Consider the following 23,116-nt stretch of genomic DNA (forward strand, 5'->3'; position numbering starts at 1 on the left):
CTTTTTTTGTCTGCGATGTGAGAGGTTATCCTGTTGTCAGCATGATAAGCTTGATTCAAGCAAAACGAAGTAGGCTTTTCTTGCCGCTGATCGATGGTGAGCCGGTTGGATTGATCGGTGACAGGCTCAGTATGCCATCGTAACCGAATAGAGACTTTCCTCTGTGGACTGGTTTTGTTCAATACAGGCTATAAGGATAGAAGAAAGGACTTCGGCCGCCCTGACATGGAAGGATATGGTCAGAGAGATCTGGATACCTGTGTCGAAAAAGGAGGGCTTCAAGAAAAAGCTGGTTCCAGTCTTTTCAAATGTGCTATTCTTAATAGGATAAAGGAGATTTTTATGCCGAAAGATATTGAACGATTTGCTGCGACCCTTTCTTATATTGAGGATCATTTGTTTGAAGAGATATCATTAGGAGTGCTGGCTAAACAGGCTCTGCTGTCTGAGTACACCTTCCATCGATTTTTCACCTATTTAACGGGCTATTCTTTTTCCACCTACGTTCGAAATCGGCGACTTTCAGAAGCGGTAGATCTTTTGAAAAACGGAAACCTTACAATCGATGAGATTTCTGACCAGTGTGGCTATGCGAATCGGTCAGCTTTCCATCGCGCGTTTTGCAAATTTCATAACCAAACGCCCAGTCAAGTCAAAGATTCGAAGGCCAACGTTCATTTTTTTCCACCCATTCGCTTGAAGATTCAAATCGAAGGTGGAAATCTTTTGAACTATCGCATTGAACGACTGCCTGGATTCAAAATGATCGGAAGAATGAAGCAGTACGAGTTAGATGAACATCTATTCAACAAGACTGGCAAGCAATGGGAAGCGTTTTATATGGATCAGTCTCTGAGAACTTTAGCTGAGAGCAGTGCGGTGAAGAAAAATTTCTTTGGAGCCAATCGAGCACCTTATTTTGCTGTAGGAAATCCTAAAACACCAAAATCTGGATTTTTGAACTATTTTACTGGTTTTGTGCTAAACCAGAGTATCATCGATAAGCATACGATCTTAGAGATTCCTAGACAGACCTATGTTGTTTTTACCAGTGAACCCTATGATTATCGTGTGACAGCGAACGTTTCAGCGGCTTACCATCGATTGCAGCAAAGTATTTTTAATTCGTGGCTGCCTCAAACAAAATACGTTAAGACGTCGGGTGCCGAACTAGAAACCTATGTCTCTATCGAAAATCAGGCTTGTTTGGAAATTTGGCTGCCCATAAAAGATGAAGGAGTGAACGTAAATGAGACACACAACGAAAGAAAAAGCTGAGAAAAAAGAGCACCTCGTCTATTTAAATTGGGAGGCCAAAGAGCTTGAGAAGCTTTTAAACAAAGAAAAATCGATGGTCGTTCGTGGTGGTGCTGGGAAACGATTGCCTCTTGGCGGACGTGCCAGTATAGGAGAGGCTGTGTATCTTTTAGAGACCGGAGGTGAACAGCTGGTGACCCATCGCGGGAAGATCACCCAAGTCATTGAGAGTGAGAAGCTGACTCCAGATGAATCGCTTGCTTTTCTTCAACGATACACAGCAGAGCTGAATCTTTCACAGAAACAGTTCGAACGCTGGAACGGAAAAAAACGATTAGCAGTGTATGAAATTGGACAGATCGAAGCGATCGAACCGTTTCAATATGCTCGAGGAAACAATATGGCAGATTGGGTTATCGTGGACTCGATCGAAGAAATCAAAGCATAAAGAAACAGCCGCTATTTGCAAGATAGACCAACATAAATAGCGGCTGTTTTTCATTTGCACAGCGACTTTGTTTAAGGGCTTGACCTTCCCCTATAGTGGAAGGTTTATAGTAGAGAAGAAGGAGGGGTCGAATGTATACGATCGGTGAGTTTTCAAAGATATCTAAGCTGACAGCAAAAACATTGCGGTATTACGATCACGAAGGCTTGCTGAAGCCTTCTGCTCGCGGTGAAAACGGCTATCGCTACTACGCTGTCCATGATCTGGAAAAGGCCGAGCTGATTCTTTTGTTGAAGCAATTTGACTTTACTATTGCTGAAATGAAGGAAGTGCTGGCCTACGATTTAGAAGAAACAGATTTAGCCGAATACCTCGTCGAGAAACGGCAAAAGCTGGTAGAAAAAGTCACCAAACAACAAGAATTGATTCGTCAACTAGATGCTTTCCTGAACAAAACTCAAACAAGGGAGCGAAAACAAATGAGCTATCAAATGACAGTCGAACAATTGCCAGCAAAGAATGTTGCGTTATGGTATTTTGAAGGGACGTTTAAAGATATCGGAAAGTACACAGGAAAATTGTTCCAAGAGGTAAAGGGACGGGCAAATGGTGCGCCGTTTTGTTTGTATTTTGACGAAGAAGTCAAAGCGGTCGGAAAAATGGCTCTGGGGGTTCCGATCAAAAAGACGTTTTCTTCGGATAACGTTAAGATGACCACTTTTCCAGCTGGCAAAGCATTGTGTACGACGCATATCGGAGAATACGATCGTCTCCATGAGGCATACAAGGCACTCATTGATTATGCCAAAGAGCACCATTTGACACTGGATACGCCTTGGAGAGAAGAATATGTAAAAGGACCTGGCAAGCTGTTCAAAGGAAATCCAGAGAGCTACCAAACAAAAATTATTGTACCAATCAAAGCCTAAGATCATACATAATAAGAAACCAGACTGAGAACAGTTCCTCAGTCTGGTTTCTTATTATATCGGAGCGATAAAGGGTTCCCATTCGATCAAACTCGAAAGCTAAATAAATCCTTCATACACAACAGCAGATTCTTTAAGTTTCCGATAAAAGACTAATGTTCGTTGGTCAGTGCGTTTTCGGCAGCTTTAAGAATAGCTTGACTGCTCATTGTCGCACCACTGACTGCATCAACTTGCAGCGATTGTTTCTCAATAATTTCAGAAGTGAGTGTTTCGGCCTTTTTACCTAAGCCGGTTTGATGCTCGATAAGTTGGACATCAGAAATCTTTCCTTCGACGATAGTAATGTCAACTTTGGCAACAACCGGTTTTATTTCAGCTGTTCCTGAATAGGTGCCATCAGGTAATCCTTTCGGGTCAACCTGAGCAATTGAAACAGTTTTCAAGACCGATTTTGAATAGATGTGGGCTGCCAAAAAAATGATCAGCCCAGCAATGAGTATGAAAATCAGACCGGTGACTAATTTAGACATAGCTGTTTCAGCTCCTTTTTTATGACTGTTTGCTAGAGGGGGAAAAGTTTTTTTGATTAGTAAACTCGTTTGGTTCGTTATAGCTTGCTTCTTTTAACGAGTGTTTGCTTTGGATAGTCTCCATTCTTTTTGTACGAGCATCATGATGCGATGGGATTTTGGCAGCTTGTCTTACAGGTGAAAACATTAGGTATTCTGCCATTCTGCTTAACTGCTTTTTTCAGGATCTATTTTTTGTTCTAACTCCAGTTGTTCCAATGCATCTACACCTTCATACAATTTCATAAATAGAGTAAACAATTGAGTGAGTTCTTCCTCTGAATAGCTTTCAAACAAACGATTCAAAGCAGTCGTATGCAAAACAGCAACTTTGCCAAAATAGTTCAATCCATCGGAAGTGATGCTGAGCAACGATTTTCGTTTATCTTTGGTGCTTTGTCGGATCTGGACCAACTTCTTCTTTTCTAAAGACAAGGCTAGTTTTTTAGCAGTCTGGCGAGAACTGCCTAACAGCTCCCCGATCTGAGTTAAAGTCAATCCCTCTTCTGGCGCATTTTTAACCATGGTCAGCAGCATGAATTGTTTTAAGGTGACGACAGGATCAAGCTTGTCAAAGGATGTTTGCAGGCGATTTCCTAAAATAAACAGGCTGGAAAAAATCGCCCGTTGCTGCGTGTCTCGATTTTTACTGAACGTTTCAATAAGCTGTTGAATATCCATTGCACGGCTCCTTTTAGTAACTAGTTACTTTTATAGTATACCATGGATGTTCGGAAATAAAATGAGACCAAAGACCTAAAGGAGTTGAACAAATCGTTTCTTAAATCGAGAAAAGAAATGCATGTTTCCCTGGACGATACGAACAAACTTTCGCCTTGTTATGGTAAAATAAGTAAGATTGGAGGCAGTATTATGAAATTTTTACATGCGGCAGATCTGCATTTAGATCGTTCTTTTGAAGGATTGATTGATATCGCTAGCAGCTTTCAACCTTATTTGTCTAAAGCGAATCACGAAATGTTAACCAAGCTAGTCGATACAGCGTTAAATCAAGCAGTTGATTTTGTATTGCTCGTTGGCGATACCTTTCATCAAAATCGTCCTACATTAAAAACACAACGCTTTTTCATTTCCGAGATGACGCGATTGCATCAAGCGAACATTCCGGTGTACATGAATTTTGGCAATCACGATTATTATCAAGAGGAACGTTATTGGTTCCGATTTCCTGAAAATGTGGAGCTGTTCACGAAAGAAAGGGTTGAAACGAAGCAGTTCCATACAAAAAATGGAGAGGCAGTTGCAATCAGCAGCTTTAGTTTTCAGCATCCTACGATCGAAAAGGAAATGATCCACCAATTTCCTGTAAAAAGCAGCGATGTCTTCCACATTGGGATGTATCATGGCGGGCACTTTCCGTATGCGCCATTTACGATATCCAAATTAGTTGAAAAGGGCTATGATTATTGGGCTTTAGGGCACATCCATGTTCCACAGATTCTATCAAACACACCATGGATCGTGTATCCAGGAACACCTCAGGGACATACGCAAAAAGAAACGACGCTGGCAGGAGTTCAGCTGGTCGAAGCCAGCAGAGGCAAAACGACTGTTGAGCCGATTGAAATTGCGGCGATCCATTGGAAGAAGCAAAGAGTGTCTTTGGCACATGTACGCAATAATGCACAATTGTTTCAGGTAGTAAAAGATCAAGTCCAAAGTGAACTGCCCGAATTGTTGCACATTGAACTCATTGAGGGTGAGGCATTAGGGGAAGAATTGAAATACCAGATCGCCTCAGATGAATTGCGTCAGGTCCTACAGGAAGAACTCCCTGATCATATCTTTTTATGGCGCTTGGCAGCAGCCGATCCGGCCGAGGAACGACCTTATTTGGCTGTCGAAGAAGCGTTGATTGATCAGCTTTTGACAACATATGAAGAACCCGCTATATTTCAGGCGATGGTGCAGGAATTGAATCAAAATCCTTTAATCCATCCTTTGCTGACGGAACAGTTCAAGCAAGAGGTGGTCGAGGAGCTGAAGCAAACGATCAAGGAAACGTATCGTTTTCGCCTAGAGGACACTTCAGACGAATCCCTTAAAAAAACACATGATTTCTTTGTGAATCAGGATGATTAAAATGACGAGGAGGAAAGTCAATGTGGATTAAAAAGGCAGAGATCACCGGCTTTGGTAAATGGCGGCAGGAGACATTTCTATTTGAACCTAGAAATCAACTTGTCTATGGCTTAAATGAAGCTGGAAAATCAACCCTCTACCAATTTATCCAAGCGATCCTGTTTGGGTTTCCAAGCAAACGAAAAAAGGGTCAAGATTATACTCCGGAGGACGGCAGCGGCTACGGAGGAAGACTAACACTGATGACTGAAAAATTTGGCATGGTCACAGTCGAGCGTTTCAAAAATAAACTCAAAGGCAAGGCGGCTGTTCAATTAGAGGATGGACAGCAAGGCGGCGAAGAATTATTGGAAAGCATCTTGTATCCATTGAATCAAGAATTGTTTCAACAGGTCTTCACCTTTCAACAGGAACAGCTGCAGCAACTAGAATCTTTACAAGAAGATGCGCTGCACGAGGCGTTAGTCTCTCTGGGACTGTCAGGCAGCAATCAATTATTTGAAAAGAAAAACATTCTGCAAAAAAAATATGAAACGATCTATAAACCGCGTGGAAGAAAACAATCCTTGAATCTTGCCCTGCAAAGCTGGCAAAACCTGCAGCAAAAAATTCAGCAAAAAGAAGCACAGGAATCGGATTTTCAAGCGTTGGTCCGTCAGGCAGATAATATGCAGCAGCAAGTGCGACAGCAAGAAGACGCTAGTCAAAAAGCGCAGCAGAAACAATTAAGACTGGAGCAGCAACGCCTGAATTGGAACAATTATGTAGAATACCAAACCTTGCAGAAGACGGATCTGAGCCTGCAGGGAACCGCGAAGGAGCGAGAACAACTGCAGGAATTTTATCAGGAATACCTGCAGCTGAACAAAGAGCTGGAAAAATTACAGCAGGCATTGCAACGCCACAGTGGAATGGATCAGCATTCCGCCAAATATTATTTTTATTTGGAAAACCAGGAGCAGATTCAACGAATAGTGGATCAAAAGGTTGCTGTCATTCGCTTGCTGGACGAGTATCAGCAGTTGTCTGTGCAGTTAGCTCAACAGGAATCTGGGAATAAAATCTGGAGCGCGGAGCATCTGCCGCGTCCATTTGTTGAAGAATCAGCGATTCAAACATTGTTTGCTCCGCTTAAACAAGTGCGTAAACAGCTGGATGAGCAATTGATTCGTCTGCAGCTGATTCAAGAGCAGCGAGATCAAGCCGAACAGGGATTAAACCAGTATGAAAAGCAGCATCCTGAACTTTTTCAGACGCAAACACAAAAACCTTGGTGGTTAGTCGGAACGATCACAGCTTTATTGGCAGCCTTTTTCTTGCCGACTCCTTGGCGTTATCTTTCGGTTGTTGCTGCACTCGGAAGTGTATTTGTAGGCATGCGAAAAAAAAATCCAGCGACCAGCAAAGAGACGTGGCAGGAAAAACTGGGGCTGCTGGATCTTCACGAAGGGCAGCTTGCGGAGCTGCAGACTAAAATAAGCCAGTTGGAACACCAGCAGCAACGAGCTCTTCAGCAAATCCAGCAAGAATTGCAACGACGTAATTTTCCGCTGCAAGAGACGGAAATAGAGGTCCAGCAGGATAACCAATTGGCACAGCAGTACCTTCAGCAGCTGCAGCAGCGGGAAACTTGGCGCAACACTCAGCAGGAGGTCCAGCAAAGACTGCTAAAACAAGAGCAAGCTTTTACATTTTTGTATGAATGGCTGCCGCTGCAAGAAAAGAATTTGAATGACAAATTTGCTGCCTTGGATAGTTTCGTCAAAGAAATGGAGCAAATCCGCTTCGCTCAAACGTATCAAGAAAATACCGTTTTGCAACAGCGAATGAATGAAACGAAAAAACAGCAGCAGGTTCTGATCTCAGACCATCGAGCATTATATGAACATTTAGGGATACGCTATCCGGCAGAAATACCAGCTTTCTTGCAGGCGCAACAAAAATTGGTTCAGCAGCAGCAGCGCTTACGAGATTTGGAAGAAAGTGTTGCGCCGTTGTTTCCAGAGAACACTACCCTAGGAACCATCGACGAACAATTGCGTATGTTAAAAGAGCAGCAGCAAGAGCATCTAGGACAATTGCGTCATCTGCAGGAGCAGGAACAGCGCCTGCGCCTGCAGATCGATCAAATGCAAGCAGATGGAACCCTAGATGCTTTGTATCAGCAGGCGAGTCAGCAACGGGCTGAGATCAATCAGTTATTGAAGGAGTATACCGCAGCAAAATTAGAGAGCCAACTGCTGCAAGACATCGCCACTGAAATGTCGGAGCAGCAATTACCAGAATTAATGAGGCAAGCGAGCAGCTATTTTCAGCTTTTAACGGATCACGAAGCGGCTCAACTGGATTTTTCAGAAGGGATCGTAACGGTCAATCAACGACCCATTTATAGTCTATCTACTGGAACAAAGGATCAAGTAATCATGGCGGTCAGGTTTGCTTACTTGAGCCTGCAAAAAAATCACCCGTGGTGCCCGATCATGATCGATGACGGCTGGCTGCATTATGACCACCAGCGGAAAAGACAGCTGGCAGAATTATTTGCAAAATTTAGTAAAGATTATCAAATCATCTGTTTGTCATCTGACCAAGAAATGGTAAGCTATTACCAAGAGCTTCACCAACCAGTTTGGGAATTGAAGGGAGTTTCACGATGAAGAAAATTAAAGAATTGACTGTCGATGAACAGTTTGAAATGTTCGTGCTGATCAAAAATGCAGATGTGCGTTTGGCCAAAAACGGTAAAAAATTCATTGCCTTTACATTTCAAGATACCTCTGGCACTGTTGATGGCAAATTTTGGGATGCCTCTGAAGAAGAAATCAAAAGGTTCAAGGCGGGTCAGGTCGTTGCATTGAACGGCAAACGCGAAGTCTATCAAGGCAATCCGCAAGTAAAAATTTTGCATCTGCGGGTGACAAAGCCTGAGGAACCAAGTGATCCTAGTCTTTACATGGAACGAGCACCTATTCGCCGGGAAGACATGGAAGAAGAGATCAATCAAACCTTGTTTGAGATCACCAATGCACATTGGAATCGAATTGTGCGTTTCTTGCTGAACAAATACCAAAAAGAATTTTTCGAATTTCCGGCGGCGAAACGAAACCATCATGCTTTCGCCGGAGGATTGGCTTTTCATACTTTGACGATGCTGCGTCTAGGCAAGGCCTTAGTAAAGGAATACCCACAATTGAATGCTTCATTATTGTATGCAGGGATTATTCTACATGACTTAGGCAAAGTATTGGAATTGACCGGGCCGTCTTCGACAGAATACACAGTGGTAGGAAATCTAGTGGGGCATTTGGTGTTGGTAGATGAAGAGATCAATAAGGCATGTGCGGAATTGAAAATCAGTGATGCGGATGAAGATGTAGTCATCTTGCGCCATATGGTTTTGTCTCATCATGGGTTGTTAGAATACGGGTCACCTGTTCGTCCACGAATCATGGAAGCAGAAATCCTGCATCAGATCGATAATATCGATGCCTCGATGCAGATGCTCTCCAGTGCAGTCAAAAATGCAGAACCAGGAACCTACACTGAACGCATCTTTGGCATGGATAACCGCAGCTTTTATGTACCAAAAAACATTTAAGATCAAGGCGAGGAATCTCCTGCAGCTGCAGTCAGAGGAATCGCCTTTTCTATCCAGTAAGGAGGCATTTGCCAGTGGATTTTGTAAAAAACGATTTTGATTATTACCGGCGAACAATAGAAGGTATGTATCAAAAATACTACAACAAACGAATTTTGATTGTCGGGCTTGCATTGCTGATTATTGCTTTCTACACTTTTTTCTCACAAGAATTTGTTTTCTTAAATATCGTTTTGATCATCGCTTTGGCAGCAATTATCGGCTTTCTAATCAATCAACGAGGAAAATTTCCGGAAATTTATGACCGCTTTCTACAGGCGAACCTGCCGGAAGTAAAAATCGATCGAATCGAAGAGGATGAATACAGCTATTTAGCAAAAGAGGACGATGTACGCGTGAACAAGAATGGCGTGCGTAATCTACCCTCAAACAACAAGCAATACACGATGATGGTCGGCTTTGAAAAAACCTTCTTCGCACAACAGCCGCTGCAAATCATTTATTACGATATGCTGGATCTTACGTATGAAGAAAAGTATCGCTTGAGACGAAATGGGTATAGCAGCATGCCGCGTTTTCTAAGACGTTTTAGTTTAGGCAACCTAAAAGCAGGAATCGGTAACCTGTTCAGTTTCATTTTTGGGAATCTGTTTATTCTATTCATCCTGTTTCGTTTGTTAAGGTATGTGATTGCCATGCTGCGTTCGTTTATGTAAAAAAGTCATTCAGAGCACAAAATGCTTTGAATGACTTTTTTATTTTGGATAAAGGATCAATCTGCCTTAGAAAATGACTGGAACATGAGAGAAAATTTAAGCAATACTCTCTTTTCAAAGGCAATGATACGAGCATAAAAATTTTGTGAATAAGCGTTGAGTCCTGCATGTTTTAAGAATAATAAGCGGATAAAATCCATAAAAAGAACAGTGATTCCCCCTGCGAACCCGCAATTATATAAGTTGATTCCTGCAGTCAGATGGTGTGTATTTCGTGTGATCAAAGAGAACAGTCCTCCTGAAAAAGTGCCAGTGATCATGCCATACTTGCGCGTCATAGGCGAAAGTGTGCTGGCAAACAACATGACCACAATGTTATTGGTTGTAGCAGCATCCCTATAAAAAAGAAGAGCACTCAAAAGGACGCCGGCAGCAGGAAAAAAGTAGTAGCGAAATTTGAAATTGTACATACTGAATCCGGCAAACGTCAAAATCGATCCGACCAAAATGCCGCTTAACGGAACTCTCAGGACTAAGGTAAAGGCGATTCCTAAATAGCCGTACAAAGAAAAACGAACAATTTTTTTCAGATCCAACAATAGACCTTTTTGATGAAAGTAGTTTTTCTTATATGTATACAAAAAGACCAGGATTGGAACAGTGAATAAACTAAGTAAAAAATACAGCAAGACACGGTGATGATCAAAAGAAGGCGCATGAGGAACCACTTGTATCGACAAAATGTTTCGAGTGGCAAAATTGCCCAACACTCCAATAAACCCAGCAGAAAAACCCATATTGTAGAGATTAAGTTCTTTCGTATGAACCTTCAAATAATCGAAAATCGGCAGGATCGTATAACCGATCAATGATCCGGCAATAAGCGCGATGAGTGGATTGGAAATAAAAAAGTGATTCGGTGACGTATAGATAATACTAACGATTGGAGACAAACAGGTACTTAACAATCCCATCACTAGCAAATCTTGTCTGCCAGAATGGTGAATTTTTAAGTACAGCAAACATCCTAAAAGAATGGGTGCCGAGTTTACAATGTTTTTACCGAAAAAGGAAAAGCCAGAAAGCATCATAATGACAGAAACAGTTAGGCCGCAGAAATGATGCTTATGCTTTCTTAAAAGAAACAAGCTGCTAAGGGTCAGCAAGCCGCTGTTCAAAAAAGCGGCTGGTGCATCTGCGATATGAACATAGTCACTGATCAAGTTGCTGGAGGAGGTAATGATTTTGTACATGCCAACCAACAATGCCTGTGGAGTATCCATGAGAAAGGGAATGATCGTGAGTGATAGTCCATACACCAGTAAAAAATTAAAAACGGTAGTTGTTGATAAAAAATGATGTTTTTTGTTTGCCAAAGAATCACACTCCTTTAATTGGTTTGAATTACTTTTACTCCTAGCTTGTGTATTTCCTCTAATGTTTCAATTGAGCTGAAACGATCCGTGATCAAGTAATCAAAGGCCGAGATATCCGCAATTTTACATTTTGAGGTCGTACCGATTTTTCGATGATCGGCTACAAGAATCTTGCATCTCAGCGTTTGTTCAAGCATTAATTGATTGATGTTAGCCTCATTGATGATATTCGTTGTCACACCACTTTCCAAGCTGACCCCGCCGCAGCCGATGATGCAAACATCTGCATTGATCGAACTGACCATGTTTATGGCCACATCTCCTACCAATGCTTCTTTTGGAAAGCGCATCTCACCGCCAGTTAAAATATAATCGCAATTCGCTTTATGAGGAGAGTAATGGATTTTCAAATTGTTTGTAATGATCGTTAAGTGTTCTGCATGCAAAAAATCGATGGTTTTAAGTGCGGTTGAGCTGGAATTGATAAATAGCGTGTCGCAGTCGTGAACATAGGTACTGGCTTCGCGGGCGATCGCTTGCTTGATTCGGACAGGACCAGAATGATCAACATCCGCTTTATTTTCATAATTAAAGATACAATACCCGTACCTGCGAATAATGTCATTTTGTTCTTCCAACAAATGCAAATCCCTACGGATGGTACTCAAGGAAACATCTAGTGCTTCTGCCAATTCAAGCGTTGTCATTTGTTCCTTCTTTTCAAGAATATCTAAAATATCTCGATGTCGTTTATCAATATTTGCTAATGAGTTTTTCAAGGAAATGCCTCCATTGAGAAGTTTATGTGTAATAAAGATGTTTCGGAAAACGTTTTATATGATTCTATTATACATAAAAAGAAGCTGATAAATAGAAAAAATCATATAAAAATCAAAAAAGCATATAAAAACGTGAAAAAATTGTCTATATGTTTTTCTTCAAAAGGATAGGCTCTCTCTAAAATCACAACAGAAAAAGTGAATAAAAACTTTTTTGAAAAAAGTGTTGACATTAAAAGCGACAGGGAATATACTTAACTCATAAATAAACCGACCGTCGGTCTAGAAAGGGCAAATAAATGCGCGTCGTCAAGGAACATGAAACAAGAAGAACTGAAATTATCGATACTGCTGAAGAATTCTTTTTGACAAAAGGGTATGAAAAGACAACCATCAACGATATTCTAAAGAAAATTGGAATAGCAAAAGGAACTTTTTATCATTACTTTAAGTCAAAAGAAGAAGTGATGGATGCTGTTATCATGCGGGTAGTCGATCAGGATCGATCGATTGCGCAAGAGGTGCTAAAAACAGATTTAGGAAGTTTGGAAAAAGTATTGCTGTTTTTAAATAAGCAATCGGCTGCTGGCAATCAACGCAAAAGCGAGATGCTGGAACAGTTTCACCAAACCGAAAATGCGCTGATGAAACAACGGGCTTTAGAGGGAACACTCAAATATGTTTGTCCAGTTCTAGCTCAAATGATCGAAGAGGGCAATCAAACAGGGGAGTTCTCAACGGAGTATCCGCTGGAAAGTATTCAATTTTTGATTGCTGGCATTCAATCCCTGTCAGATGAACGAATGCTGGAAGATGATCCAGAAATGATCCAAAGGAAATTGATCTCCTTTGTGGAGTTTATCTTTCGCATCTTAGGAATCAATGAAGAAATGACGAACAAACAAATAACCACCGAACAACTGATCCAAGTATTCATAAACTAACTCAATCATCCCGATTGAGTTAAAAAATAAATGTTTATAGACTGACGGTCGGTCTAGAAAAGGAGAAGCAACATGAAAAAAATTATCGTTTTAGCAAGTGTAGTCATTGGGTTGGGATGCGTTTCTCAGCTAGTAGAGCAGTCAATTGATAAAGAAGCTGTGAAGCATAGGGTTACAACACATTTGCATGAATCTGAAGACAAAGAAGACGAAGCGTTTATCGATTTTACTCATTAAGGAGAGAAGAAAATGAAAAAACTACTAATAACAGCGGGATTGATCTTTAGCCTAGGAATCGTATCACAAATTTTAGAGTCATCAATGGATAAAGAGGCTGTAAAAGAGACAGTGACAACTTATTTACACGAAACGAATGATCCAGAAGACGAAGATTACAACGACGATAACAACTAAGAGGAGGAAATTGAAATGAACATGAATCATCAGAAAACAATTGAAAGAATTGCGCAGCGTAGTGGGGAAAGCCAACAGACTTGTGAGAATGTTTTAAAGTGTTATGAAAAATATGCAGAGAATCACTTAAAAGAAGCCGGCAGAAAGCATTTGGATCAGATCGCTGAAGCAATAGCTGCTTCGACTGGAGATAAGCAAACCTGCAAGGCCGTCTTAACAGAATTATTCAATCTGATTGATGAACGGACGGCGAAGATCCCATTTTTAAACCGATTGGTAGGAGGAAAATAGCATGAAAAAAGGATTAATTGGATTGGGAATTTTGTTGAGCTTCGGAGTGGTGTCGCAAATCGTGGAACACTCGATCGATAAAGAAGCTGTGAAGGAGACGGTGACGACCTATTTGCATGAAACGAACGATCCAGAAGACGAAGATTTTAATCAATAGGAGGAAAAGAAAAATGAAAAAATTAATCATAGCAGCAGGAGTAGTAGTTAGTTTAGGTCTTGTCTCACAAGTTGTTGAACATTCAATGGATGAGGAAAGGATCAAGGAGGTTGTCACAACTCGATTGCACGAAACAAATGACAAAGAAGATGAGGAGTTTATTGATTTTTCGGAGAATAGTGTTGTTGAGTGGTTAGGATTTTAAGATATGCACTTGGTGAATGTAATGCAAAAAAAGGAAATATGAGAGATGAAGTCGTCTCTCATGTTTCCTTTTTTTGATCCAAATAATCACGAACCAGCTTGATTTTTTTCTTTGAAAAAGCACATTTTTGACCGTTGACAAAAAGCAGTTTCAGCTTTTCTTTATCGATGGAACGGACATTGTCCATGTTCGCCACTACGGATTTATGAACGCGCACAAAATTATCGCCGATGGAGATCAAATCTTTGACTGTCCCATAAAATTGAATACGTCCAGTCAACGTGTGCAGATAGAGCATATGAGGCACTGTACTGGTTTGGAAAAAAAGCATGTCTTGATGATCGATATAACGTTCATGCTTGCCATTTTTAATAATGAACTGCTTTCTTTTTTCCGGCTGAACCTTTTGCTGGGCAAAAATCGTATCTAGACACTCAGTGATCGATGTTTTGACCTTCTCTAGTTCTCCTTTAATGATATAGTCAAGGGCCTCCACTTTGTATTGAAACGTAATGGGTGCCAGCTCATCATGGGTGGTTAGGAAAATGATTTTTCCCAATACGTCGTAATTTCGGATTTCGCGAGCTAGGCTAAGGCCATCCATTTCCGCATTCAATTCAATGTCTAAAAAGTAAATGCCGGTTGTATCAGGATGATTCAGCAAGTAATCGAGAATTTTTTTGGGTTCTCCTGTCGACAGCACTAAATGAGCATCCAGCTCTTTGATCACCAATTGGTTTTCAATATAGTCTTCGTACGTTTCTCTTAATGGCGTTTCATCTTCACATATGAATACTTTCAGCATGGACCTATCCTTTCTAAAAAATAATTTTTTGACTAAATCGGCTATTTAGAACCTCTGTCTCCACCATGAAACCAGCATTCGTGGTGATTTCACGCAAATTAGTCAAGCCAAGGCCTCGATTGTTGCCTTTCGTTGAAAAACCTTGTTCTTCCAATTTATACAAAGGCGGAAGATCCTTAGCGCACGTATTCTGAACAACGATCAATCGACTTCCCTGATTTTCAATCAAGGCAACCTGAAGTGCACCCTCTTCCAAAACACGCAACGCTTCTAAAGCATTGTCTAAAATGATTCCAACAGCACGAACCAACGGAATTTCTTCCGTTTTTTCAATATGCAGCTGCTCGTCGATCTCTAAGGTAAAACGAATTTTATCGGTATCGATCGTTCCGAGCTTAACATAGAAAATACTGCGTAAAGCGAGATTTTGGATCAATGATAATTTAGAGAGCTGTGTATTCATTTTTAACAGATTTTGAGAACTATGCTGAATTTGTGTGTAGTAATAGTCTTTCAACTCTTCATAACGATTTTCCTGCAAAAAAGTCTCCATACTCAGCAGAATATTTTGGTAATCATGTTTAAACTTACGAACATCCTCAGCATTTTTTTCGATAGACTGCAAATAAGTCAACTGACTCTCATAGAGCGCTTTCTTTGTTTCGGCTTCGAGTTTCATTCGTTCACTGCGCTGCGCCATGAGGACGATCACAATTAAGAAAAGAAAGACAGCTAGGAGAATGTCGGATAATAATTTCTCTAAAACACTTGCATTAATAGAGGTGGTTAGTTCTATCAAATATTTGTCTTTTAGAATTTCGAAAAAAAGAAAAAGACATATTATCAATGGCACTATGCGAAATTTTGAATATCTTTTTTGAAACATTATTAAAAGATTTTTTTCTACTATTACAAAAGATAATACAATAACTAATGTAATCATACTGCTGATAAAAAAAGAGAGTATTAAGGAGTCTGGGTTATGTCGATAGATTAAATTAGTAAAGAACGGACCTAAGGAATCATTGATAAAAATAAGACAAGAGTATATTCCTGCAGTAAGGGGTTCTTGTTCTGAGTGATAAAAAGAAAAAAATAGTACGATGAATAAAATAATTGATTTCAATGTTCCGCTTGAAACGGGAGCAATTATTGAAATACCAAGTATCAATACTCCACTAATCAATAAATCGAGTATGGTTTTCTTTGATTTAAAAAAAAACGTAGAGAACAATAATGGGAGAATTCCCAATATGATAAGTAGTCTACCCATAAATTATTACCTCCTTATGTAAAAAAGTCCGATTATGACAAAAAACGGGTCGATTATGATATTTTTTCCCTATTTTATGTTTTATGATTTAAACTAATGAAATAGGAGGCGATAGTATGAAAAAAATGATTCTATTGGTGGGTACAATAATAGCTTTTGGTTCACCCATTGTAGGTCAGGCAGCAACTTCCCCAGGTGCTAATACGCAAGACATTCAAACTATTCAAGAAAATGGAATTTTCCCCAGGAGTGTTTATACGTATTTCTTTTCTTCTGTGCCTCCTAAAAAATTTAATGGCATGACGAGATTATATTACGAATACAGATCTAAAGAAAAAGTTTATATTGGTTATTATCAATAAAACGGGTTTTTTAAATTTTCTTAATTATATCATAACAACTTTGAATAAACTTGGTGTTCAAGCAAAAATGGGGAAAAGCTAAATGAAAAGAAAAAAGAGGTCTTTAAGTGTTGAACTTAAGGGCCTCTTTTATTTATGGTTCATTGACGTATCCAAGAATATCTCCGGGATGGCAGTTCAAAACAGAACAAATTTTTTCTAAGGTATTAAAGCGAATCATGGTTGCTTTGCCTGTTTTTAAGAGCTTGAATTTACACTTTAAGTGCAACACATAAAAAATGACTCCTAATCAATATCCGACTAGAATCGGTTTGTCGAGAAACACTACTAGGAGGAAGACAATGATGACCCAGTACCATCATCTGACCATATTCGAACGAGATAGAATCTTTCTACTTCACGAAGAAGGGGGATCTGTTAGAAAAACCGAGAACTGCTGAATGCGTATTTTCATTGTAAATCCCTATGATGATAGTGTAAAACGATTTATGTGAGACGATATTCTGTTAATGTTATTTGATCTTAAAAAGTTAAAGTTGGTCTAACATTTTTCTGTTATCATGGAGATGAAAATGAAGGAGGTTTGCCTCATGGATTTAGAACAATTAAGAGGAAATGTTATCGTTTCTTGTCAGGCACTAGAAAATGAGCCGCTGCATAGTTCGTATATTATGTCGAAGATGGCTTTGGCAGCTAAACAGGGAGGTGCGGCTGGGATCAGAGCCAATTCGGTCGCAGATATTCAGGCGATCAAATCTGAAATTGATCTTCCGGTGATAGGAATTGTCAAAAGAGACTATGAGGATTCAAAGGTCTATATCACGGCGACTGCCAAAGAAGTAGAGGAACTGTTGACGACGGAAGCTGAGATCATTGCGATGGATGCGACAAAGCAGACTCGGCCCAATAATGAACGATTATCTGATTTACTGGAACTTGTACACAAAGCAGGTCGGTTGGCTATGGCAGATATATCAACAATTGAGGAAGCACTTGAGGCTGAAAAATTGGGCTTTGATCTCCTCTCAACGACATTGGCTGGCTACACTGACTATTCTCATAAAACGGAAACCCCTGACTTCGAGTTATTGCAAAGGATTATCAATGAGGTGAAAACACCTGTAATCATGGAAGGTCACACGGATCGGCCAGAGCAGGTGACGCAGGCCTTTCGCTTGGGATGCTTTGCGGTAGTGGTAGGTTCGATCATCACCCGTCCACAAGTGATCACGAAGAAATATGTTGAAGCAGCGAAAAAAGTGAAGGAATAATGATAGAAAAAAGAGAGAAAGGGAAACCTTTTCTTTCTTTTTTTGGTATAATAAACTAAAAGTAAATTCAAGGAGGCGTATCGATGGCATTAACAACATTACAAAATGGTTCAGATATTCGTGGTATCGCTATCACAGCAGAGGGGAAGACGAAAAATTTAGGTGTAGAGGAAGCCGCCCTGATTGCAAATGGAATTATGAATTGGCTGGAAAAAAATGAAACCGCTAAACCTTTCAAAATTGGGATCGGCTACGATAGTCGCTTAACAGGTCCTGAGCTGAAGCAAGCGATGATTGAGGTGTTTCAAGCTGCGGGTGTCAGTGTATTGGATTTTGAGATTGCGACCACGCCAGCATTGTTTATGGCCACTCAATTTGAAGAGTTCAATTGTGATGCAGGAATCATGCTGACAGCGAGTCATCTGCCTTACTACTTCAATGGCATCAAAATCTTCAGCAAAACTGGCGGTGCTGAAAAAGAAGATATCGCCTACATTTTATCTCATACTGAACCCCAGGTCTCAGCAGAGGGAAGTGTCGAAAAAGCCGATTTACTCTCTGCTTACGCCAAAGACATGGTAGAAAAAATCAAAAAAGGAATCGGTTCTGCTGAGGAAAAACCATTAAGCGGTATGAAGATCGTTGTGGATGCAGGAAACGGTGCCGGAGGTTATTTCGCCAGCAAAGTTTTGGATGTGCTGGGCGCTGATACCACAGGTTCCCAATTTTTAGAGCCAGATGGTCATTTCCCGAACCATATTCCAAATCCAGATAACAAAGAAGCCATGGCCAGCATCAAAAAGGCCGTGCTGGATAACCATGCGGATCTTGGTGTGATTTTTGATACAGATGTGGACCGCTCAGCGATTGTGTCCAAGGATGGACAAATCATCAATCGTAATAATTTGATTGCTGTTTTAGCCGCGATCGTCTTTGCGGAGCATCCTGGCAGCACGATCGTAACCAATTCACCGACCTCTGATCATCTGAAACGATTTATCGAGGAAAAAGGCGGCAAGCAGTATCGCTATATTTCCGGGTATCGTAATGTCATCAACAAGGCGATCGAATTGAATCAAGAAGGAATCGATTGCCAATTGGCGATCGAAACCAGTAGTCACGCGGCTTTCAAAGAAAATTACTTCTTGGATGATGGGGCTTATGTGATTGCCAAAATCTTGATGCTGTTGCCAAAACTGCAAAAAGAAGGCCGTGAATTGACTGATTTGATGGCTGAATTGGCACAGCCTGTCGAGACGTTGGAAGTTCGTTATGAAATTTCTGGCGAGGATTACAAAGAAACCGGGCGCAACATGATCGAAGCTTTCCGAACAGCGCTTCCTAAGCAAGCTGGTTTTGCTGAAAATCCTGAGAATCAAGAAGGCGTCCGTTTTTCTGTTACGGAACCTTACGGAAAAGGCTGGATGTTGCTGCGTTTAAGTCTGCATGAACCGTTGCTGGTGATGCAGGTTGAAAACGATCAGGAAGGGCAAATTCAAAAACAGCTACCTGTTTTCCATGCGCTATTGGCACAGGATGGACGGATTGATTTGTCCAAACTGGAAGCATTGATACAATAAGTGCAACTGCTTGATTTTTAACCTCCTTCGTTCCAAGATAGGGACAACAAGGAGGTTTTTTTATGTACATTCAATTAGATGATAGGGCCAAACATCAAATCGAGCAGCATTTGGACAGCCATAAGATTGTCTTGCTGACATTTGAAGATGGTGTAGGAGAGTACTCTCAGCATGCGATGATCCATATGCAAACTCAGTTTTCGATCAACATCATTGAAGAGGCGATGCCAAAAGAGGGGTATGATGAAAAAATCAAAACGAACACAGTTGATTTTTGGATCAAGGGCTACTCCAAAGAAGACTTGCAAGAAGAGATGACGTTGAGATGGAATGAACGCTTGAGTACGTACGTTTTGGCAGGTGAAGGCGGCATCATCGACGACAATGTATCATTTATTGATTTTACGAAGAAAAGGGATGCCTGAGCTCCTTTTTCTTTTTTTAGCATTTGTTTGATAAACTAGAGGATAAGACTAAGTGAATGACAAATGACATTTTTATACTTAATTGTAGGAAAAGGAGGAATAGCCTTGGCAAAAATTATGATCGTTGAAGATGAAGCAGTAATTCGTCAGTTGATTGGTGAAGAGCTGGCCAAATGGAAATTTGACGTTTTTCAGACAACGGATTTTAATGAAGTATTTGCTGATTTTGAACGAGAAAATCCACAGCTTGTTTTATTGGACATCAATCTTCCTGTTTTTGATGGCTATTACTGGTGTCAGCAGATTCGGGAGGTCTCCAAAGTACCGATTGTATTTATTTCCTCTCGCAATACCAATATGGATCAGATCATGGCGATGAACATGGGGGCGGATGACTACATTACTAAACCGTTTCAAGTCGATGTGCTGGTTGCGAAAATCAATGCGCTGTTGCGTCGCTCTTACGACTATATTGAGGGTGGCGAAACATTGACTCACGGTGATTTGACATTAAATCTAGACAATAGCAGTATGGAGATCCACGGAGAAGTCATTGATTTAAGCAAAAATGAATACCGGCTGTTGTACATTTTGATGAAACAGCACGGAAAAATCTTGAGTCGTGAAAAACTATTGCGGGCTTTATGGGATGATGAACGATTTGTCGATGACAATACATTGACAGTCAATATCAACCGTCTCCGCAGAAAAATCGAGCAGGCTGGTGTGGAGGATTTCATTCAAACCAAAGTCGGTCAGGGCTATATCGTACCTTAGGAGGGAACCATGACGATCAAAAATTTTCTAAAGGACAAACTGTTTCTCTTTTTTGGATGGCTGGTTTTGAGCGGATTAATGGTCTTTATGATTTGGCTGACACCAGATTTAAGTCACTTTATGGATAACGTTGCTTATTTGCTGCTGCTGCAATTTTTCTTTTTATTGCTTTTTATTGGATTGGATTATTACCGCAAAAGAGAGTGGTACCAGCAGCTTCAGCTGCAGGAAGAGAATCATTTGCAGCAGTATCTCGATCAGGCGGACAGTGAAGAAGAAAAGCTGGTACAGATGTATATCAATCAGCAGGTGCAAGACCACCATCAAATGATGCAGCAAGTAATCAGCAATCAAAAGGACCAAAAGGATTATGTCGATTCATGGATCCATGAGATCAAGGTTCCTCTGGCAGCAGTAGATCTGATTTTGCATTCCATCGAATACGACATTGAGGATGAGAAGTTTATCCTATTGCAGAATGAGTTGCAAAAGATCGATGAATATGTTGAACAAGTACTTTACTACTCACGATTAGACGAATTTGTAAATGATTATATGATTCAAGAAGTCTCACTGAAAAAAATTGTCCAGCCCGTAATCAAAAGTCAGGCGAATTATTTTATCCAAAAAAATCTTAAGATGTCTCTCTCGGAAGAAGATGCCCAAGTTTTGACAGATGAAAAATGGGTTGCGTTCATTTTTCGTCAACTGTTGAGCAATGCCATCAAATACACGCCAGACGGCAAAGAAATTCATGTCGGTATCGAAAAACAAAGCAAGGGTATTTCACTATCTGTCACGGATGAAGGGGTAGGCATTCCTGCCGAAGACATGGGGCGTATCTTTGATAAGGGGTTCACTGGAGAAAATGGGCGTTTGACAGAACAGCATGCCACAGGACTAGGGCTGTACCTAGCAAAAAAATTGGCGGAAAAGCTCGGTGTGGACATTGCGGCATCTTCTGAACCAGGACAGGGAACGACGATGACGCTCTTTTTTCCGCAATTAAGCTATTACCAAGAAAATCGATAATGCATGAGAAATCACTTGTCAAGCGGGTGATTTTTCTGCTACTCTAGCACAGATAAAGCGAAAGGAAGGAACGGTATGACGATTTTAATCGCTCTAGTCCCAATGTTTGCCTGGGGGAGCATTGCCTTGGTCAGCGGCAAGCTTGGCGGAGATGCGAATCAACAAACGTTAGGTATGACGATGGGGGCTTTTCTTTTTGCTTTGGCAACGTATCTGATGGTGCAGCCGACAATCAACAGCTGGATTGTTCTGATTGGTTTTCTTTCAGGTGTCTTTTGGACAGTGGGACAAAATGGCCAGTTTCACGGCATGAAGGCAGTCGGCGTTTCCGTCGGGCTTCCACTGTCAACAGGCTTTCAGTTGATGCTTAATACGATAGCTGGAGCAGTTTTTTTCCATGAATGGACGAAAACCAGAGATTTTATATTGGGACTGATCGCACTCGCCTTGCTGGTCTTTGGGGCTTATTTAACCGCTCGCCAAGACGATGAGACGGGTGTGGCAACGGAAAATAAAATGCTGGATTTTGGCAAAGGCTTGCGAGCCTTGCTGGTTTCTACGATCGGTTATGCTTCATATACGATCATTATTACTTGGGCGGGACTCGACCCTTTGGCGATTATCTTGCCTCAAAGTATTGGAATGGTTGGAGCTGCGACTCTGTTTGCTTTTAAGAAAACAACAATTGATCGGTATGTATGGCGCAATATGCTGTCTGGATTGCTATGGGGAATTGGAAATATTTGTATGCTTCTGACGGTTCAACAAGTCGGTCTAGCTATCGGCTTCTCGTTGTCTCAAATGGGCATTATCATTTCGACCTTAGGTGGCATTTTTATTCTAGGCGAACGCAAAACGAAAAAAGAAATGTACTCTGTGGTGATAGGGTGTCTGCTGATTATTTTCGGCGGGATCGTTTTAGGCTATATGAAAGCATAAAGAAGAGAGGACGACTCTGCATCGTTCCTCTCTTCTTTTTATTTCGCACGGACGGGTATCTGGATCTCAGTCAGCCAGTCTTTTTCGGAATCGCAATTCCAAGTTCCGTTGATGTAAGATTCTCGCGGCATGTCGCAAATCTCATAATCGTTCTGTTCAACAAAGCGGATCAACGCCTGATAGCTGAGAGGAAGCTTATCATAAGGGCCCTTGTGCAGGGTACAAATCGCCTTCTTGACCATAGGCAGTTTCTTTAAGGTCAAAAACGAATCATCATTAGGACATTCCTTTACTACTGCTTCGCAGATTTCTACATGGATATCTTCTTCTTTGTATTCGCCATCTAAATAAACATTGAAGCAATATTCTGGATGCAAAGTTTCGTATCCAAGTCGTTCCATCTCCTGACTCATTTCTGGCATGTAGTCAGCCAGTTCAGCATAGGATTTCAACGTTTTTTGCATGGAAACGACGAGGACCTCCGGCAATGACTTTTCGATAATGTCGTAATCAACCAACTGTTCGCTATCTGATAGGTAGCTTTCGATCACTGACAGTTCCTTCATTTTTTCTGAGATTTCTTCCAGCACTCGGGTCTTTTTTTGAGACAGAAGAGTCTTTTTTTCAGTCCCCGCTTGAACTCGTTTAATCTCATCCAAAGAGAATCCGATTTTTCGCAGAGCGATGATTTGATGGAGGACCGGCAACTGGCTGGAGCTGTAGTAGCGGTAGCCGTTCAAAGAATCGACGTAGCTTGGCTTCAACAGATTTTTTTCATCATAGTGCCGCAATGCTTTGATCGTCACCTGATTCATTTGAGAAAACAATCCCACGCGATAGAGGGTTTCGTTCGTTTCTTCCAT

28 protein-coding genes are annotated in these 23,116 nt (G+C 40.9%); 20 read left to right on the forward strand and 8 right to left on the reverse strand.

The genetic code is table 11. The features are described 5' to 3' along the window. Positions 1–342 precede the first annotated feature (342 nt). The 3 genes from NRIC_RS05400 (at position 343) to NRIC_RS05410 (ending at position 2,634) form a co-directional block, all read left to right on the forward strand. A complete protein-coding gene (locus tag NRIC_RS05400; RefSeq protein ID WP_146621675.1) occupies positions 343–1,278 on the forward strand; it encodes an AraC family transcriptional regulator in 936 nt (311 codons plus the stop codon). After that, positions 1,250–1,705, forward strand: a complete 456-nt coding sequence (locus NRIC_RS05405; protein WP_146621676.1) for a hypothetical protein — start codon at positions 1,250–1,252, stop codon at positions 1,703–1,705. Before NRIC_RS05400 ends, NRIC_RS05405 begins: the two co-directional genes overlap by 29 nt. Before the next feature lie 131 nt (positions 1,706–1,836). Further along, complete coding sequence (locus NRIC_RS05410; protein WP_146621677.1) at positions 1,837–2,634, forward strand: MerR family transcriptional regulator; 798 nt, start codon at positions 1,837–1,839, stop codon at positions 2,632–2,634. A gap of 152 nt (positions 2,635–2,786) precedes the next feature. Here the strand turns inward: NRIC_RS05410 and NRIC_RS05415 are convergent, their stop codons facing one another. Together NRIC_RS05415 and NRIC_RS05420 are read right to left on the reverse strand one after the other, a co-directional pair. Further along, positions 2,787–3,167 (reverse strand): FMN-binding protein, encoded by a 381-nt coding sequence (locus NRIC_RS05415; RefSeq protein WP_146621678.1) that lies wholly within the window; start codon positions 3,165–3,167, stop codon positions 2,787–2,789. A 207-nt stretch (positions 3,168–3,374) separates the two neighbouring features. Beyond that, entirely contained in the window at positions 3,375–3,887 is a 513-nt protein-coding gene (locus NRIC_RS05420; protein ID WP_146621679.1) for a MarR family winged helix-turn-helix transcriptional regulator, read from the reverse strand. A 192-nt stretch (positions 3,888–4,079) separates the two neighbouring features. On the opposite strand from NRIC_RS05420, the gene NRIC_RS05425 reads away from it, so the two are divergent. The 4 genes from NRIC_RS05425 (at position 4,080) to NRIC_RS05440 (ending at position 9,623) form a co-directional block, all read left to right on the forward strand. Next, a complete protein-coding gene (locus tag NRIC_RS05425) occupies positions 4,080–5,309 on the forward strand; it encodes a DNA repair exonuclease (RefSeq protein WP_146621680.1) in 1,230 nt (409 codons plus the stop codon). A gap of 20 nt (positions 5,310–5,329) precedes the next feature. After that, on the forward strand, positions 5,330–7,966 hold the full coding sequence (locus tag NRIC_RS05430; protein WP_146621681.1) for an ATP-binding protein: 2,637 nt from the start codon (positions 5,330–5,332) through the stop codon (positions 7,964–7,966). Beyond that, positions 7,963–8,907 carry a 3'-5' exoribonuclease YhaM family protein gene (locus tag NRIC_RS05435; RefSeq protein ID WP_146621682.1) on the forward strand — a complete coding sequence of 315 codons (945 nt, stop codon included), beginning with the start codon at positions 7,963–7,965 and terminating at the stop codon, positions 8,905–8,907. The genes NRIC_RS05430 and NRIC_RS05435 overlap by 4 nt, the downstream gene beginning before the upstream one ends. A 74-nt stretch (positions 8,908–8,981) precedes the next feature. Then, entirely contained in the window at positions 8,982–9,623 is a 642-nt protein-coding gene (locus NRIC_RS05440) for a hypothetical protein (RefSeq protein ID WP_146621683.1), read from the forward strand. A 56-nt stretch (positions 9,624–9,679) separates the two neighbouring features. Here NRIC_RS05440 and NRIC_RS05445 read toward each other — a convergent pair whose 3' ends face one another. Then, a complete protein-coding gene (locus tag NRIC_RS05445) occupies positions 9,680–10,999 on the reverse strand; it encodes a DUF1576 domain-containing protein (protein WP_227873745.1) in 1,320 nt (439 codons plus the stop codon). Positions 11,000–11,013: 14 nt separating this feature from the next. Further along, positions 11,014–11,778, reverse strand: a complete 765-nt coding sequence (locus tag NRIC_RS05450; RefSeq protein WP_146621684.1) for a DeoR/GlpR family DNA-binding transcription regulator — start codon at positions 11,776–11,778, stop codon at positions 11,014–11,016. A 299-nt stretch (positions 11,779–12,077) separates the two neighbouring features. On the opposite strand from NRIC_RS05450, the gene NRIC_RS05455 reads away from it, so the two are divergent. The 6 genes from NRIC_RS05455 (at position 12,078) to NRIC_RS19245 (ending at position 13,789) form a co-directional block, all read left to right on the forward strand. Continuing rightward, positions 12,078–12,722, forward strand: coding sequence for a TetR/AcrR family transcriptional regulator (locus NRIC_RS05455; protein ID WP_146621685.1), 645 nt, complete (start codon positions 12,078–12,080; stop codon positions 12,720–12,722). Positions 12,723–12,794: 72 nt separating this feature from the next. Continuing rightward, the gene (locus NRIC_RS05460) at positions 12,795–12,959 is read left to right on the forward strand and encodes a DUF945 domain-containing protein (RefSeq protein ID WP_146621686.1); all 165 of its coding nucleotides are present in this window, start codon (positions 12,795–12,797) and stop codon (positions 12,957–12,959) included. Positions 12,960–12,971: 12 nt separating this feature from the next. Beyond that, positions 12,972–13,136 carry a hypothetical protein gene (locus NRIC_RS19235; protein WP_175580008.1) on the forward strand — a complete coding sequence of 55 codons (165 nt, stop codon included), beginning with the start codon at positions 12,972–12,974 and terminating at the stop codon, positions 13,134–13,136. A gap of 15 nt (positions 13,137–13,151) precedes the next feature. Then, positions 13,152–13,427 (forward strand): hypothetical protein, encoded by a 276-nt coding sequence (locus tag NRIC_RS05465; RefSeq protein ID WP_146621687.1) that lies wholly within the window; start codon positions 13,152–13,154, stop codon positions 13,425–13,427. 1 nt (position 13,428) lies between these two features. Further along, complete coding sequence (locus NRIC_RS19240) at positions 13,429–13,584, forward strand: hypothetical protein (RefSeq protein ID WP_175580009.1); 156 nt, start codon at positions 13,429–13,431, stop codon at positions 13,582–13,584. Positions 13,585–13,597: 13 nt separating this feature from the next. Continuing rightward, entirely contained in the window at positions 13,598–13,789 is a 192-nt protein-coding gene (locus tag NRIC_RS19245) for a hypothetical protein (RefSeq protein WP_175580010.1), read from the forward strand. A gap of 58 nt (positions 13,790–13,847) precedes the next feature. On the opposite strand, the gene NRIC_RS05475 is transcribed toward NRIC_RS19245, so the two are convergent. Together NRIC_RS05475 and NRIC_RS19250 are read right to left on the reverse strand one after the other, a co-directional pair. Then, positions 13,848–14,594, reverse strand: a complete 747-nt coding sequence (locus NRIC_RS05475; RefSeq protein ID WP_146621688.1) for a LytR/AlgR family response regulator transcription factor — start codon at positions 14,592–14,594, stop codon at positions 13,848–13,850. 13 nt (positions 14,595–14,607) lie between these two features. Then, the gene (locus NRIC_RS19250) at positions 14,608–15,393 is read right to left on the reverse strand and encodes a sensor histidine kinase (RefSeq protein WP_175580011.1); all 786 of its coding nucleotides are present in this window, start codon (positions 15,391–15,393) and stop codon (positions 14,608–14,610) included. Positions 15,394–15,983: 590 nt separating this feature from the next. Here NRIC_RS19250 and NRIC_RS05485 point away from each other — a divergent pair. Then, positions 15,984–16,229 (forward strand): hypothetical protein, encoded by a 246-nt coding sequence (locus NRIC_RS05485; protein ID WP_146621690.1) that lies wholly within the window; start codon positions 15,984–15,986, stop codon positions 16,227–16,229. A 133-nt stretch (positions 16,230–16,362) separates the two neighbouring features. On the opposite strand, the gene NRIC_RS19500 is transcribed toward NRIC_RS05485, so the two are convergent. Next, on the reverse strand, positions 16,363–16,500 hold the full coding sequence (locus NRIC_RS19500) for a helix-turn-helix domain-containing protein (protein WP_373862069.1): 138 nt from the start codon (positions 16,498–16,500) through the stop codon (positions 16,363–16,365). A 319-nt stretch (positions 16,501–16,819) separates the two neighbouring features. Here NRIC_RS19500 and NRIC_RS05495 point away from each other — a divergent pair, with 319 nt between their 5' ends. The 6 genes from NRIC_RS05495 to NRIC_RS05520 all read left to right on the forward strand — a co-directional run bounded on the left by NRIC_RS05495 (position 16,820) and on the right by NRIC_RS05520 (position 22,253). Continuing rightward, entirely contained in the window at positions 16,820–17,500 is a 681-nt protein-coding gene (locus tag NRIC_RS05495) for an N-acetylmannosamine-6-phosphate 2-epimerase (RefSeq protein WP_146621691.1), read from the forward strand. A gap of 83 nt (positions 17,501–17,583) precedes the next feature. Beyond that, on the forward strand, positions 17,584–19,080 hold the full coding sequence (locus NRIC_RS05500) for a phosphohexomutase domain-containing protein (RefSeq protein ID WP_146621692.1): 1,497 nt from the start codon (positions 17,584–17,586) through the stop codon (positions 19,078–19,080). Positions 19,081–19,142: 62 nt separating this feature from the next. After that, positions 19,143–19,505, forward strand: coding sequence for an iron-sulfur cluster biosynthesis family protein (locus NRIC_RS05505; protein ID WP_146621693.1), 363 nt, complete (start codon positions 19,143–19,145; stop codon positions 19,503–19,505). A 105-nt stretch (positions 19,506–19,610) separates the two neighbouring features. Then, positions 19,611–20,282, forward strand: coding sequence for a two-component system response regulator SapR (sapR, locus tag NRIC_RS05510; protein WP_146621694.1), 672 nt, complete (start codon positions 19,611–19,613; stop codon positions 20,280–20,282). Positions 20,283–20,291: 9 nt separating this feature from the next. Then, positions 20,292–21,314, forward strand: coding sequence for a two-component system sensor histidine kinase SapS (sapS, locus tag NRIC_RS05515; RefSeq protein WP_146621695.1), 1,023 nt, complete (start codon positions 20,292–20,294; stop codon positions 21,312–21,314). Positions 21,315–21,389: 75 nt separating this feature from the next. Continuing rightward, positions 21,390–22,253, forward strand: coding sequence for a GRP family sugar transporter (locus tag NRIC_RS05520; RefSeq protein ID WP_146621696.1), 864 nt, complete (start codon positions 21,390–21,392; stop codon positions 22,251–22,253). 38 nt (positions 22,254–22,291) lie between these two features. On the opposite strand, the gene NRIC_RS05525 is transcribed toward NRIC_RS05520, so the two are convergent. Next, the gene (locus tag NRIC_RS05525) at positions 22,292–23,116 is read right to left on the reverse strand and encodes a MerR family transcriptional regulator (protein WP_146621697.1); all 825 of its coding nucleotides are present in this window, start codon (positions 23,114–23,116) and stop codon (positions 22,292–22,294) included.

It is taken from the genome of Enterococcus florum (genome assembly GCF_004309355.1).
In the GTDB taxonomy this organism is placed as follows: domain Bacteria; phylum Bacillota; class Bacilli; order Lactobacillales; family Enterococcaceae; genus Enterococcus_A; species Enterococcus_A florum.

Coding starts and splice junctions, on each gene's coding strand:
- NRIC_RS05400 (WP_146621675.1), top strand. CDS start 343: ATGCCGAAAGATATTGAACGATTTGCTGCGACCCTTTCTTATATTGAG.
- NRIC_RS05405 (WP_146621676.1), top strand. CDS start 1,250: ATGAGACACACAACGAAAGAAAAAGCTGAGAAAAAAGAGCACCTCGTC.
- NRIC_RS05410 (WP_146621677.1), top strand. CDS start 1,837: ATGTATACGATCGGTGAGTTTTCAAAGATATCTAAGCTGACAGCAAAA.
- NRIC_RS05415 (WP_146621678.1), bottom strand. CDS start 3,167: ATGTCTAAATTAGTCACCGGTCTGATTTTCATACTCATTGCTGGGCTG.
- NRIC_RS05420 (WP_146621679.1), bottom strand. CDS start 3,887: ATGGATATTCAACAGCTTATTGAAACGTTCAGTAAAAATCGAGACACG.
- NRIC_RS05425 (WP_146621680.1), top strand. CDS start 4,080: ATGAAATTTTTACATGCGGCAGATCTGCATTTAGATCGTTCTTTTGAA.
- NRIC_RS05430 (WP_146621681.1), top strand. CDS start 5,330: ATGTGGATTAAAAAGGCAGAGATCACCGGCTTTGGTAAATGGCGGCAG.
- NRIC_RS05435 (WP_146621682.1), top strand. CDS start 7,963: ATGAAGAAAATTAAAGAATTGACTGTCGATGAACAGTTTGAAATGTTC.
- NRIC_RS05455 (WP_146621685.1), top strand. CDS start 12,078: ATGCGCGTCGTCAAGGAACATGAAACAAGAAGAACTGAAATTATCGAT.
- NRIC_RS05460 (WP_146621686.1), top strand. CDS start 12,795: ATGAAAAAAATTATCGTTTTAGCAAGTGTAGTCATTGGGTTGGGATGC.
- NRIC_RS19235 (WP_175580008.1), top strand. CDS start 12,972: ATGAAAAAACTACTAATAACAGCGGGATTGATCTTTAGCCTAGGAATC.
- NRIC_RS05465 (WP_146621687.1), top strand. CDS start 13,152: ATGAACATGAATCATCAGAAAACAATTGAAAGAATTGCGCAGCGTAGT.
- NRIC_RS19240 (WP_175580009.1), top strand. CDS start 13,429: ATGAAAAAAGGATTAATTGGATTGGGAATTTTGTTGAGCTTCGGAGTG.
- NRIC_RS19245 (WP_175580010.1), top strand. CDS start 13,598: ATGAAAAAATTAATCATAGCAGCAGGAGTAGTAGTTAGTTTAGGTCTT.
- NRIC_RS05475 (WP_146621688.1), bottom strand. CDS start 14,594: ATGCTGAAAGTATTCATATGTGAAGATGAAACGCCATTAAGAGAAACG.
- NRIC_RS05485 (WP_146621690.1), top strand. CDS start 15,984: ATGAAAAAAATGATTCTATTGGTGGGTACAATAATAGCTTTTGGTTCA.
- NRIC_RS05495 (WP_146621691.1), top strand. CDS start 16,820: ATGGATTTAGAACAATTAAGAGGAAATGTTATCGTTTCTTGTCAGGCA.
- NRIC_RS05500 (WP_146621692.1), top strand. CDS start 17,584: ATGGCATTAACAACATTACAAAATGGTTCAGATATTCGTGGTATCGCT.
- NRIC_RS05505 (WP_146621693.1), top strand. CDS start 19,143: ATGTACATTCAATTAGATGATAGGGCCAAACATCAAATCGAGCAGCAT.
- sapS (WP_146621695.1), top strand. CDS start 20,292: ATGACGATCAAAAATTTTCTAAAGGACAAACTGTTTCTCTTTTTTGGA.
- NRIC_RS05520 (WP_146621696.1), top strand. CDS start 21,390: ATGACGATTTTAATCGCTCTAGTCCCAATGTTTGCCTGGGGGAGCATT.
- NRIC_RS05525 (WP_146621697.1), bottom strand. CDS start 23,116: ATGGAAGAAACGAACGAAACCCTCTATCGCGTGGGATTGTTTTCTCAA.